We start from the raw sequence: 12,171 nt of genomic DNA on the forward strand, positions 1-12,171 counted from the left end.
CCTTCTGCACGTTCATCTCCGGCGTGCGGAAGCTCGACAGCGGCCGGAAGATTTCTCCCGAGATCGCCGGGTCATAGGGTGTCAGCGTCGTCTGCAACTGGTCGGGCGCAACGACGATATGGTCGACCAGGACGCCCGGCACGCGCACGTCATGCGGTTTCAGCGTGCCGTTCTCGACGACGCGCTTGACCTGCGCGATGACGATGCCGCCATTGTTGCGGGCGGCGAGCGCCTGTTCCAGTCCGCCGAGATAGGCGCCCTCATGCTCGTAGGTGAGGTTGCCGCGCTCGTCGGCCGACGTGGCGCGGATGATCGACACCTGCGGCACGATAGAGCGGAAATAGAGCCATTCCTCGCCGTCGAACTGCTGCACCGAAACGATCGGCTCGCTGGCGGCGGCGTTCATGGCGCAGCCCTGGTGGCGCGGGTCGGCGAAGGTGTCGAGACCGACTTTGGTCAGCACGCCCGGCCGCTTGGCCGCGGCTTCGCGGTGCATATCGAACAGGATGCCGGACGGCACGTTGTAGGCGGCGACCGAATTGTCGCCGATCATCTTCCAGATCTGCGGCGGTTCGGAAGAGGAGGGGCCGGACGGGTAGGAGCCGCACAAGGTACGCTTCAGCAGTCCCGGCTTGGCCAGATGGTCGATGCCTTTGATGCCATACATGTCGCCGGCTGCGATCGGGTGCAGCGTGGTGATGTTCTTCGGATGGCCTTCTGCGTCGAAGCGTTCGCCGATCGCGGCGAGCACCGCATCGGGGCAGCCGAGGCCGCTCGACGAGGACACCGACACGACCATGCCGTCCTTGACCAGGCCGGCTGCCTGCGCTGCGGAGACCACCTTGCTCAATTCACACTCCCGAGCTTAGGCTCGATTGCGACCGCCTTGCCTGATTTCGCGGTTTGCAATGCTGCTTCGACTGACGCCGATGACCAGATGCTGTCCTCGCCTTGCGCGCGGATGGCGTTGATCATGAACTGCCTGACGATCGTGCTGGCACCGATCAAGCTCCATTTGACGCTCATGCAGCGCCTCCCGAACCGGCCGCCCTGTTTCGAATGCGGCGATCCGGGCCGCAGCTTTCCCTGACCACCAGATTGACCGCGCCGATATGGTCTTCGGCCCGTGTTGTGCGTGACTGGATCATTTTCAACATGACATGGGCGGCGCGTTCGCCGAGGCCCGCCGAGTCCACCGCGACGCTGGTCAGAGCCGGCATGTAGTGCTCGGCCTCGGCCACATCGTCGAAGCCGACGATGGCGAAATCAACTCCCGGCTCAAGCCCGCGCTTGCGCAGCGCCAGCATGGCGCCAAAGGCGACGGCGTCGTTGAAGCAGAGTGCCGCGGTCGGCGGTTCAGCCATTGCGAGAGCGGTTTCGAGGCATGCGATACCACCTCTGCGGCTGGTCTCTCCCTCGACGACCAGAGTGTCGCGGTCGGAGATGCCCTGCGTCTCGCAGGCTTCGCGAAATCCGCCAAGCCGCTCGTGATAGACGACGAGATCGGACGAGCCGCCGAAGAAGACCAGCCGGCGATGTCCCTTGCCGATCAGATGAGCGGTGGCGAGATAGGCGCCGCGATGATTGTCGGGCGCGATGACCGGAATGCGGCTCTCGGGAAGCCGGCGCATGGCGAAGACCACCGGCAGACCTGCCGTCTCGATCCGCCTGAAGGCGCCCGGCGTCGTGCCGCGAGCCGGCGACACGATGAGGCCGGCGACGCCTTGCTCCATCAGCGACTTCAGCACTTCTTCCTGGCGCACCGGATTTTCCGCCGTGTTGGCGATGAACGGCACGATGCCGGCCGACTGGAAGACCCGCTCCATGCCAACCGCCAGCTCCGCGAAGAAAGGATTGGTGAGATCGTTGATGACCATGCCGATGACGTTGGAGTGCGCCTTGCGCAGATTGGCGGCGCCGCGGTTGTAGACGTAACCGACATCCTCGATCGCCTTGCGCACCTTGCTCGCTGTTTCGGGCCGGATCAGTCCGCTGCCCTGGAGCACGAGCGATACCGTCGATTTGGACACGCCCGCTTCGCGGGCGATGTCGAATATCGTCGCCTTGGCCCGGTTGGCCATCCAGATGCATCCTCCCGACTGCAGGCCCAAAACTATTGGAACGTTCTAATCTCTGCTCCGCTCGTGAGTCAATCGGGATTTTTCCCGCGCCTCGAACATCGATTGTGCGTACTCAAATGGCATGCTTCATAAGGCTTTCCTGTTGCAATGCAGCATTTCATCCTGCAGGGAGTTCGAATCTTAAAGGTCCTTGATTTATTGGAACGTTCCATTTAGTAGCGTTGTGAAGGGAGCGATGGATGGACATTTCCTTGCCTGGTGAGGGTGGCGGCAGCACCCGGTACACGCTGGTCGGCGAGCCCGTGCAGCCTGACATCGGCGCGCGATTTTCGCGTATCGCCTATGCCGCCGCGCACGTCGTTGCCGATCCGCTCGCCATGACCGATCCGTGGTCCAGACCGGTGATCGACTGGGAGAGGACGATGGCGTTCCGTCACCATCTGTGGCGGCTGGGCTTCCGCATCGCCGAAGCGATGGACACGTCGCAGCGCGGCATGGGCTTCGACTGGGCAAACGCGCAGGAATTGATCCGCCGCTCGATCGCCGAGGCGCGCACGGTCGATGGCGCCGATCTCGCCTCGGGCGCCGGCACCGACCATCTGGCGCCCGCCGCCGCCAAAACAATCGATGACGTCATCAAGGCCTATGAAGAGCAGTTCGCTTTAATCGAAGGGCTCGGCGGCAAGGCGATCATGATGGCCAGCCGGGCGTTGGCGGCAGTTGCCAAAGGGCCGGACGACTATGTCAGGGTCTACGACCGCATCCTGTCACAGTCCTCCGGCAAGGTCATCCTGCACTGGCTGGGCGACATGTTCGATCCGGCGCTCAGGGGCTATTGGGGCAGCGAGAATTTCGAGGTCGCTCTCGATACAGTCGTTGCCATCATCGAATGCCACGTTGGCAAGGTGGAGGGGATAAAAATCTCACTGCTCGATGCCGGCAAGGAGGTCGCGCTGAGGAACCGTCTGCCGGACGGCGTCGTCATGTTCACCGGCGACGATTTCAATTATCCCGAACTGATCGCCGGCGACGAGAAAAGGCACTCGCACGCATTGCTGGGTATTTTCGACGCGATTGCGCCGGTTGCCAACGCGGCGCTGGCGAAACTGGCGGAAGGCGACCGCGCCGGCTTTGACGCGTTGATGGCGCCGACCGTGCCGCTGTCGCGAAAGATCTTCGAGGCGCCGACCGAGTATTACAAAGCCGGCATCGTCCTCATGGCCTGGCTGAACGGCCATCAGGATCATTTTGCGATGGTCGGCGGTATGCAGTCGGCGCGCGGCATCCGTCACTATGCCGACGTGTTCCGCCTTGCCGACCAGGCCGGATTGCTGGCCGATCCGGAACTGGCGGTGACCAGGATGAAGAGCCTTTGCACCGTCGCGGGTGTTTGAAGCGCGGAAAGTGGTTCTCATCATCGACGTAACAGGCCAGGAATGCCGGGCGTCGCTAATGTCTCCGCCACAGCCAAAAAGGCGCGATTGCCTCGTCTGGATGAAAAATGGGCTTGGTCGCCCTTCCCAGATCGGCAGGTGGCATTCCTGCGGGATCATGGTGCGTCAGGTCGAGAAGCAGCGGCCCAAGCCGATCCGGATCGACAGTTTCGGCCGACATGGTGTGTGGCTTGTTCTCGTGCGCAACAAGCCAGTGCAGCGCCTGGACCAGTCCCAGCCCCTCGGCTGTCTTGTGTTGCCAGAGATTGTCACCGACCGAAGACAGGACACGGGCCAGCGACGTCCAGCCTTGCAAGGTAAACATGGCGTAGTGCCTGGGGCGCGTGCGGGACAGTTCCCTGGGCAAGGAGCCATCGGCTGCGATCTGGGTTGCTAGTCTCTCCCGAGCATAGAGGCTGATCTTGGCCAGGGTGGCGCTGTCGCCAAGAAACGTGGCGATCGATGCCCGCTGCAAATCGTAATATGTTCCTTGGTTGCTGCTGCTGCAGAAGGCCGTCGCGGCTGCCGGCGCGGTGTCCAGCCATTCGCAGTAGGAACCGAGCCAGGCTCTGAACGCCTCGCGATCCTCGTCGCCCAGTACTCCTGTTCGCTCGAGCAGGCGTACGGCATCCAGGAAGAAATAGAAATCCTTCAGCTCGATGATGCCGTGGCCGGACCCTTCATTGTTGTCGTGGCCCGACCGCACCTGCGCATAGCGCAAATGCGGGTTCATTCTTGTCCTGGGATCGATAAACCATGCGCGAAAGAGCCTGGCGGCGTGGACGGCATAATGATGCCCATCAAGCACGGTTGCGGCGAGCGCAAGCACGGTTGTGTCGTCGAAGACGCGCTGCAAGCGTGTGCGATCGTAGGTTTCGCTTCCTGCTGCATACAATGCCGTGCCGGGCACGCGTTCGCCATCGCGCCGGATATAGGGCAGGCCGTCGGGTCTGTCGGGGTCGGGCCACCAGTAAGGCGCAGGGTGAAAATAGTCCTGGGGATCCCCGCTGGGGGCTAGGCCAGTCTTGTCGAGCACGCTGAACGGACCGCGGGCGAGTGCCTGTCCGGCCGCGGTTTCGAGATGGTGCAGGATGGGCCCGTCCTTCACCGCGTTGGCCAGGGCGTCTTCGTCATAAAAGGCCAGGCGGGAGGTATCAAGCCGAGCGGCGACTGCCTTGGCGTCACATTGATCGACCATATCGACGATCGCCTGATCGCGGCTGACCAGACGCGCGACGAAGCCGGCCTTGCCGATCTCCAGATGCGAACGCCCTGAATCCAGGCGCGCCACCCAGCCCGCTTTCTGGAGCAGCCCGGCATCCGCCGCCCGGACCGGGCGTGGAAAATCCCAGGCGTCGTCGCGGTAGCGGTCCCAGGGGCCAGGAACTGCCAACCGCCACAGCATCTCGATTTTTGGCCGCCTTCCGTAACCATAGTTTTCGTCGAACAGTTGCGTGGTATCGGCTCGAAATATGATCTGCGGCTCCTCCTCGGCCGGCGGCTGAAAGCTCTGGTCCAGCAGAAGCGCATTGTCGACAATGCGCGCCATGGGCACCACAGCGTAGGGAAGGTGCGGGTTTTTCTCGATCGCGGACCGTATCCGCTGGAACGCAGAGGCTGTCAGGTAGCAGTTCCCGTCCCAGGGCATCAGCCATTTTGCCCTGTCGCGGGCAATCGCGAGCGCGGCGTTGCGAGCCCCATTGTTGTTCATCACATAGAGGTTCTTGCTGCGGCGGATGTGCGTTTCGTAACGCGCGGACTGTCCGCTCGCCCGGCCCTTCTCTGAGAATCGGAGGTCGCCGGCAACAAGCTGGTCGACGTCCCAGGATATCTTCCGGTACTGATCGAGTTCGAAGGGGATTGTATGAAAATTCTGGCGGCGGCTTTCGAGCAGGCCGATGATCCGGGCTTCCTCGTCGGTGTCGACTATTCGATTGACGATCCAGAATTTTTCGCAGGCGTCGAAGACCGGTTCGTTGTCCAGAATGAACAGCACGTTGTCGAATGACTGGCCCTTGCGGTGTCGCGGTTCCAGATCATTGCCGATGATCCGGACGAGCATGAAGCTGTCGGCAATCTGCGAGATCGGCGACGCCGTGTAAGTCTCGCGGGCGGCCTCGATCCGCTTGCCGAGTCCGCGCCGGTATTCAGCATTCTGCTTTGCGGAAATGAGCGCGTTGCCCAATGTCGACCACGGCGACCGCAATTGCGTGCGCACACGGTTCAGTTCGCGATATATCTTCGGCCAGGACGATAGTTTTGTCCTACCGGACTGTGAACTCATGACGGCACGCAGGGAGACCGGATCCCGATCACCGCCTCGGGGATGCGCGCGGTTTCGCCAATCATTCCGACTTTGATTCTGGACCATTTTTGAGCGTGAGGCGACGAAGCCCTGAATTGTGCGGCACGATCAATCATGGAAAACGTCTCTCGCATGTAACGTTGCGAATGTCCTGTTACGTTCTGCTGCATAAGTGACGGCAGGTTGCCAGGCAACGCCGACAGGACAATGCGATAAATCAAATCCGAAAACCACATAGCATGGCAAATGCCCCGGCATCGGCGATTCGCCTTCACGCAAAGGCAAGCTCGCAAAAGATGCGCCGGTGATCGCAATTTTCTTGGAACCAATCCTCCCGGCGCGCGACCAAGCGATGTGTCCAAACATGGTCAGCTTGTGGCGGCCGCATTCGACCGCCATTGCATCGAATACATGAGTTATCTGCCACTCCCCGCATATCACCTCACGGCCCTAGCCTCGTCCGTCCTGCATTGTTGAACCCGACAACCCTTTGCTTACTATATGGTTTTCCAGGCCTTGCCGGCTGCTCCTATGCGTGCTTACTTGTGGTTGTTTTCATGAGGGGGATACAATCATGCGTTTTCTACTTGCTGCGGTCGCCATGCTGTCGTTCGCCGCCACCGCGGCTCTGGCTGATCCAGCTTCGGATTTCAAAAGAGCCGATCAGGCATTGAACCAGACCTTCAAGCAAATCCAGAAGCGGCTTACGGATGATTCCGACGGCAAGGCACGGTTCGTGAAAGCGCAGAGAGCGTGGATTGCGTTCCGCAACGCCGAATGCACGTTTCAATCCAGCGGTGACGATGGTGGCTCCGCGGCGCCGATGGTTGCCGCTGCTTGTCAGGCTGACCTGACCAAGGCCCGCACCAGGCAGTTGAAGGCCTACCTGAACTGCCAGGAGGGTGACCTCTCTTGCCCGGTGCCATCAGAATAATCTGGAGTGACAAAATGCCGAATTTCAAGATGAGATATGTGCTGATCGCGCTTGTGCCGTTGGCGGTTGCCGGTTGCGTCAGCGCTGAGGATCAGCGCGCAATGGATCAGCAACAGTGCGCGTCTTACGGCTACAGGCCAGGAACCAACAGGTTTGCCGACTGCATGATGCAACAGACCTCACAACGTTCAGAAGATGAGCAGCGCTCATTGGATCGCATGGCCGCGCAAGAACAGAGAGACAAGGATCGCAAGGAAGCGCGTCGAAAGGACGACAGCTACATCGATCCAAGGCCGAGTTACGACAAGGATGGCAATCCGAATTTCGACACTCAAGGCAATTACCAAGGGTGTCACGGCGCGGGATGTTTGGTCGACAATCCAGACAATAACGATGACGATGACCAGTAGGCTGGCTCCGCGAGGCTCTCCTTCCTGCCCCCTATAGTCCGGACCTCAACCCAATCGAGAAACCCTTCGCCAACTTCAAGCACTACATGCGGCGTTGCGCCAGGCGCAGGCTAGAAGTCAACCCAAATGCGAACCGCTCTACCTCGGCGAACAGCCGGGAAATGCCGATCCTGCACACGCGATCCGCGATTCCATCAGCTTGAAGGATGGTTCCGGAACTTTTTGCCGCAATGGCAGGTTCGAGCGACATGACGAAACTATCTGACCCTGGCCCGCCGTTCCCAGCAAGCTGCACGGCGGCCAGGACATCCCGGAAGAAGATCATTACTGCGGGCAGACGGTTGACCGGCGCGATTTACTCCAGGTGTTCTGGAGGAAGAGCCGGGGCATCGAGCGCTGGAACCGAGCCAGCTGCAACGATCATCGAATTTCCCCGAAGAAAGTACCTGCCTCTAGAAGCGCTTTCGGATCAGGGGCCGTTTCAGGGCAAAGCGGGCGATATTGTCGAGCGTTCTTGGCACCGCCATCTCCCCGATGCCCTCAATGGCGCCCTTGGCCGCTGCGTCCTCACGAAAGCGCACTATCCATTCTTCCGTGAGGCTGTCCCGTTGAACAGTGAATCTCGAATTGGCGGTGTCTTCCGGGACCTGGACGCCCATATAATCCGCCACAGCTTCCAGATAGGGCCGTGGGTCTTGCTGCAAATCTTCGTAGACGAATTGACGACAATCCAGCCCCGCAAGTTGTAGGTAGGACCTCCAGAACGCATAGCTTCGATCAATCTGGAAATACGCTTGGCTGATGTCGGCGAAGCTATAAGGAACAGAGCGCGGATTGACTTTCCCTTCGTGCCGGCTCGTCCACACTCCAGACATCCTAGCTCGGTAGAACGAAATAGCTTGCTGAATTCGGTCGCGACGTTCCAACAAAATGAATTCCAAGCCGTGTTTTCTTCGAATCTCGAATAGAAAATCCTTTCCGAATTTCTCCTTACACCAGGCCAGATGGCGCGGAAACAACTTGATCGCAAACCGCCCGTTGTCGGTCGACGCTTTCTCGATGACCGCTTTTTCAAGATCATCATAGGTGCGGGGATCGAAACGTAGATAGGCCGGATCAAGCCATTCCTCCGACCGTCCCATCAGGCCAGTTGCGTTCGTCAGGCTTCCCAGCCAGTTCGAACCGCTTCTTCCCTCTGTAAGAATCGCAACGCCCCGCATAAACTCCTCACTTCACCTTGTCCCGGAACGCATGCCGCAAGGCCCGCTTATCTTCAACCCAAATCAGTGCTGCGTTCCCGCCCCAGGTCCAGGAACACCGTGCTCAGCTTATTGCCGCCGTGATCTTCGTTGCCATCTTGTCGGCATCACCAGGGCTTTGGCTGGATTCTAGACCAGATGACCACGCAATTCATCTAGGACGCCGCATCGGCCGCCATCGTCATCGTGGGCGTGTTCGCCGTCGCCGACACGTCGCCACGCGATTGCTGCGCCTGCCCAGGAGTGTCCTCTGTCGAATAACCGTGAGGGTTGTTTTCGCCGCCATCACTATTTTTGTGAACCAATTCACCCGAGGCGCGACCAAGTGATGTGTCCAAACATGGTTCATCAAGGAGAACGTCTTATGTTTACTGTCTCGAGAAACGTCTTTTTGGCCGCCATCGCCGTTTCGGTGCTGGCCGGCTGCAAGACAACCGCTCCCAGGGAATGCGACAAGCTGAAGCCTGGCGTCACCTATAACGGCAAATGCTGCGGCATCGGCGAGCCTTGCCGCGAAGGCAAGGGCGGCGGCGACAGGCCGGGAAATACGCCTGATCCAGCGCCGCAATGATCTGATTGCGTGTCGCCCGTTCCGGTCAGCGCTGGGACGGGCGGGTTGCGCTCGAAAGCTCGCCAACGTCCAGCCTCCCCTTGAGGCACCGAAATCGTCCACCTCTGTGTAACGCGCGCCCTGGACGGCCCTGTGCCACGCTGTGCCCTGCTTATCCCAAGTGAGGCGTTCTTCCGCCAGCACCTCGACGCTGCTCATCCCGCGCGTCATGCCCACGCGCTTTGTCTGGCGAGCCGGCCAGCATGTCGATCCAAGTCTGATTTGTCTGGTTGGATGGTGGGCGTGACAGGGATTGAACCTGTGACCCCTGCAATGTCAATGCAGTGCTCTCCCGCTGAGCTACACGCCCATCCGAAGCCGCGCATACACCATTTTTGATCCAGCGCGTCAATAGCAGGAAAAAGGAAAGAAGGCGTCGTCTCGCCGCAGTGGCGAAGAGGTGCGGCGCCTCGCCTAGAAAACGGCTCAGGCCGCCTGCAGCATCTTCTCCACCTCGTTGACGAGGTCGCGCAGATGGAATGGCTTCGACAGCACCTTGGCGTCTTTCGGCGCCTTGGAATCCGGGTTCAACGCAACGGCGGCGAAACCGGTGATGAACATGACTTTCAGATCGGGATCGATCTCGGTGGCGCGGCGCGCCAGCTCGATGCCGTCCATCTCCGGCATGACGATGTCGGTCAGCAGCAGCGAGAACGGCTCTTCGCGCAGCCGCTCATAGGCGCTGGCGCCATTGTCGAAATCGCTGACCTGGTAACCGGCGCGCTCCAGCGCCTTGACGAGGAACCGACGCATATCGTCGTCGTCTTCCGCCAGAAGAATGCGTGCCATGATATCCTGTCCGAATCACCCGCCCGAGATTGCCGTTGGGCAAGCCCGTTAACCATCCTGTATATGAGGAGGTGAGGGTAAACATCAAGTGAACGCGGACGGCGATGATCCATATTTGCCGGGGGTGTGCCGCCGCTGAAATGCTGGACACGCGGCCTGCAAGGTGGCACTTTCACATCATGATGCACTGGTGTTTTCGGGTTCGTTCAAATTGAAGACGGCAGCCGAGGATTTTTCGGTCTTTCCACCCTTCGAAATCCGGTCGGGCGCCGAGCAGCGCGTCCCCTTCCTCTTCAATTCGCCGCATAGCGGCCGCTACTATCCCGAACGGTTCCTGGCCATGGCAAGGCTGGACCGCAACGCCATCCGCCGGTCGGAAGACTGTTACGTCGATGAGCTGTTCGGCGGTGCCGTGGCGCTCGGCGCGCCGCTGCTGGCGGCGAATTTTCCGAGGGCCTATCTCGACGTCAATCGCGAGCCGTGGGAGCTCGATCCTCGCATGTTCGCCGAGCCAGTGCCGTCCTTCTGCAACATCCGCTCGGCGCGGGTGGCGGGTGGGCTTGGCACGGTGCCGAAGCTGGTCGGCGAGGGGCTCGACATCTATTCCGGCCGCCTGCCGCTGTCGGAAGCCGTTGCCCGGATCGAAACCGTCTACAAGCCCTATCACGAGACGCTGAAGCGGCTTTTGACCCGGACCCATGCGCGGTTCGGTTTTGCCGTGCTGATCGACTGTCATTCGATGCCGGCGAGCATCCGTGTCGGCGACAGCGGGCTGCGGCCCGACTTCATCATCGGCGACCGTTTCGGCATCTCGGCAACCGCCGCCCTGACCGAGACCGCGATCGGCCTGCTCAGCGCCATGGGCTATTCGGTTGCCCACAACAAACCCTATGCCGGCGGCTTCATCACCGAGCATTACGGCCGCCCGGCGCGCCATCTGCATGCGCTGCAGATCGAGGTCAATCGCGGGCTCTACATGAACGAACGGACATTCGAGAAGGCCGCCGGCTTCGATGCGCTGGCCGACGATCTGACGCGGTTCTCAGCCGACCTGATGTCGATGCCCGACCATCATTTCATCGACCTGCCGCTGGCCGCGGAGTGAAATCGCGGCGTAAAAAAAGACCGCATCGTTTGCACGATACGGTCGAAGTCTAGGGAGGAAACGCCCAAGGAGGGCATGGACAGGAAACCCTGTCCGAGGTCAAGGGTATTGTGCGTTGCACAAATGTCAAGCGACCTTCAGGCTTTTTTAATTCACTCTGATGTGGAAATTGCGTTTCGACGACGCTTATGTGACATCCGGGCAACAGATGCCGTCGCGGAGAAGTAGTCGAACACACTTGTTTTGGTACGAAATTGGCGGCAGAGCACGGCTCGGACATGCTGCAGTGCGGGAGAATCAGTTGGACATCAGTGTCGATTTCATGCGCCGCATCGCGCAGGTGGCGGCGGCGGAGACCTTGCCGCGCTTTCGTGCCCAAGGCGCGGTCGCCAACAAGGAACAGGGCAGTTTCGATCCGGTCACCGAGGCCGATCGCGAGGCCGAGCGCGCTATCCGGGCGTTGATCTCTGCCGAGTATCCCGACCATGGCATTCTTGGCGAGGAGCATGGCAGCGAGAACATTTCGAGCCGGCATGTCTGGGTGATCGACCCGATCGACGGCACGCGCGCCTTTATTTCCGGCCTGCCGGTGTGGGGCACGCTGGTCGGGCTGACGGTCGACGGTGACGCCGTTGCCGGCATGATGGCGCAACCCTTCACCGGCGAGCTGTTCTACGCCAACGCCTCAGGTTCGCACTATGAGGGGCCGGGCGGGCCGCGAAAACTGACGACCCGCAAGACGACGAAGTTGGACCAGGCGACGCTGTTCACCACCACGCCGGCGCTATTCAAAGGCGAAGCGCGCAACCGTTACGATGCATTCGAAAGACAGATCCAACTCGCCCGCTATGGCGCCGATTGCTATGCCTTCGCCATGATCGCTTCGGGAAGCGTCGATATCGTCGCCGATCCCGGTTTGAAGCCATACGACATCGTGGCGCTGATCCCGATCATCGAGAAGGCAGGCGGTGTGGTCACCACATTCGATGGCGGGCCTGCGGAAAAGGGCGGCGATGTCCTGGCGGCTGCAACGCCGGAACTCCACGCAGCTGCCATGGCTGCCTTGCGCGGCTGACCAGCGACCGGCGGCCGTCAGGCCGTGGGGTCGTCGCTGCCGGGAATGAAGGCGTCGAAGGCGGCGAGCAATTGCTCGCGGTAGATGTCGGCTTCCTGCAGGATTTCGTGGCGGGAGCCGTCGATCATCAGCAATGAACCGAGCCGCAGACGCCTGGCGTAGGCTTCGAC

At 60.7% G+C, this 12,171-nt stretch carries 14 protein-coding genes, 1 tRNA gene and 2 pseudogenes; 7 read left to right on the forward strand and 10 right to left on the reverse strand.

Features of this window, described 5'->3' with window-relative positions; genetic code table 11:
* The 3 genes from EN884_RS09155 to EN884_RS09165 all read right to left on the reverse strand — a co-directional run.
* Positions 1–850 (reverse strand): malonate decarboxylase subunit alpha (locus tag EN884_RS09155; protein ID WP_206617571.1); only part of this gene is annotated, 850 nt, incomplete at its 3' end.
* Positions 847–1,026 carry a hypothetical protein gene (locus tag EN884_RS09160; RefSeq protein ID WP_013529705.1) on the reverse strand — a complete coding sequence of 60 codons (180 nt, stop codon included), beginning with the start codon at positions 1,024–1,026 and terminating at the stop codon, positions 847–849. The genes EN884_RS09155 and EN884_RS09160, both read right to left, overlap by 4 nt.
* Positions 1,023–2,081 carry a LacI family DNA-binding transcriptional regulator gene (locus EN884_RS09165; RefSeq protein ID WP_013529706.1) on the reverse strand — a complete coding sequence of 353 codons (1,059 nt, stop codon included), beginning with the start codon at positions 2,079–2,081 and terminating at the stop codon, positions 1,023–1,025. Before EN884_RS09165 ends, EN884_RS09160 begins: the two co-directional genes overlap by 4 nt.
* A gap of 239 nt (positions 2,082–2,320) precedes the next feature.
* Between EN884_RS09165 and EN884_RS09170 the strand changes: the two genes are divergently transcribed.
* Positions 2,321–3,475: a dihydrodipicolinate synthase family protein gene (locus EN884_RS09170; RefSeq protein ID WP_063168953.1), complete on the forward strand. Its 1,155-nt coding sequence runs from the start codon at positions 2,321–2,323 to the stop codon at positions 3,473–3,475.
* A gap of 55 nt (positions 3,476–3,530) precedes the next feature.
* Here EN884_RS09170 and EN884_RS09175 read toward each other — a convergent pair whose 3' ends face one another.
* On the reverse strand, positions 3,531–5,798 hold the full coding sequence (locus EN884_RS09175) for an alginate lyase family protein (RefSeq protein WP_063168952.1): 2,268 nt from the start codon (positions 5,796–5,798) through the stop codon (positions 3,531–3,533).
* Between the two features lie 129 nt (positions 5,799–5,927).
* Positions 5,928–6,218, reverse strand: coding sequence for a hypothetical protein (locus EN884_RS09180; protein WP_127219021.1), 291 nt, complete (start codon positions 6,216–6,218; stop codon positions 5,928–5,930).
* A 202-nt stretch (positions 6,219–6,420) separates the two neighbouring features.
* Here EN884_RS09180 and EN884_RS09185 point away from each other — a divergent pair, with 202 nt between their 5' ends.
* The 3 genes and pseudogenes from EN884_RS09185 to EN884_RS39465 form a co-directional block, all read left to right on the forward strand.
* Positions 6,421–6,753 carry a lysozyme inhibitor LprI family protein gene (locus EN884_RS09185; RefSeq protein WP_224621359.1) on the forward strand — a complete coding sequence of 111 codons (333 nt, stop codon included), beginning with the start codon at positions 6,421–6,423 and terminating at the stop codon, positions 6,751–6,753.
* A gap of 14 nt (positions 6,754–6,767) precedes the next feature.
* Positions 6,768–7,163 (forward strand): hypothetical protein, encoded by a 396-nt coding sequence (locus EN884_RS09190; RefSeq protein WP_013529710.1) that lies wholly within the window; start codon positions 6,768–6,770, stop codon positions 7,161–7,163.
* Between the two features lie 9 nt (positions 7,164–7,172).
* A pseudogene (locus tag EN884_RS39465) lies at positions 7,173–7,279 on the forward strand (transposase); the annotation flags it as partial.
* Here the strand turns inward: EN884_RS39465 and EN884_RS38595 are convergent.
* Entirely contained in the window at positions 7,246–7,488 is a 243-nt protein-coding gene (locus EN884_RS38595) for a hypothetical protein (RefSeq protein WP_063168951.1), read from the reverse strand. The pseudogene EN884_RS39465 and the gene EN884_RS38595 sit on opposite strands and share 34 nt — an antisense overlap.
* Before the next feature lie 127 nt (positions 7,489–7,615).
* Positions 7,616–8,383, reverse strand: a complete 768-nt coding sequence (locus tag EN884_RS09195; protein WP_027161395.1) for a Stf0 family sulfotransferase — start codon at positions 8,381–8,383, stop codon at positions 7,616–7,618.
* A 403-nt stretch (positions 8,384–8,786) separates the two neighbouring features.
* Here EN884_RS09195 and EN884_RS09200 point away from each other — a divergent pair, with 403 nt between their 5' ends.
* Positions 8,787–8,993, forward strand: coding sequence for a hypothetical protein (locus EN884_RS09200; protein WP_013529712.1), 207 nt, complete (start codon positions 8,787–8,789; stop codon positions 8,991–8,993).
* A 274-nt stretch (positions 8,994–9,267) separates the two neighbouring features.
* Here EN884_RS09200 and EN884_RS09205 read toward each other — a convergent pair.
* Both EN884_RS09205 and EN884_RS09210 read right to left on the reverse strand, forming a co-directional pair.
* A tRNA-Val gene (locus EN884_RS09205) sits at positions 9,268–9,342 on the reverse strand.
* Between the two features lie 116 nt (positions 9,343–9,458).
* Positions 9,459–9,821 carry a response regulator gene (locus EN884_RS09210; protein WP_006199474.1) on the reverse strand — a complete coding sequence of 121 codons (363 nt, stop codon included), beginning with the start codon at positions 9,819–9,821 and terminating at the stop codon, positions 9,459–9,461.
* 163 nt (positions 9,822–9,984) lie between these two features.
* Between EN884_RS09210 and EN884_RS09215 the strand changes: the two genes are divergently transcribed.
* The gene (locus EN884_RS09215; protein ID WP_013529713.1) at positions 9,985–10,926 is read left to right on the forward strand and encodes an N-formylglutamate amidohydrolase; all 942 of its coding nucleotides are present in this window, start codon (positions 9,985–9,987) and stop codon (positions 10,924–10,926) included.
* A gap of 301 nt (positions 10,927–11,227) precedes the next feature.
* Positions 11,228–12,001, forward strand: coding sequence for a histidinol-phosphatase (gene hisN / locus EN884_RS09220; RefSeq protein ID WP_024502739.1), 774 nt, complete (start codon positions 11,228–11,230; stop codon positions 11,999–12,001).
* A gap of 17 nt (positions 12,002–12,018) precedes the next feature.
* Here hisN and EN884_RS39470 read toward each other — a convergent pair.
* Positions 12,019–12,171: pseudogene (locus EN884_RS39470) on the reverse strand (alpha/beta hydrolase); the annotation flags it as partial.

Origin of the sequence: Mesorhizobium sp. M7A.F.Ca.AU.001.01.1.1, assembly GCF_004022735.1 — a bacterium.
In the GTDB taxonomy this organism is placed as follows: Bacteria; Pseudomonadota; Alphaproteobacteria; order Rhizobiales; family Rhizobiaceae; genus Mesorhizobium; species Mesorhizobium ciceri.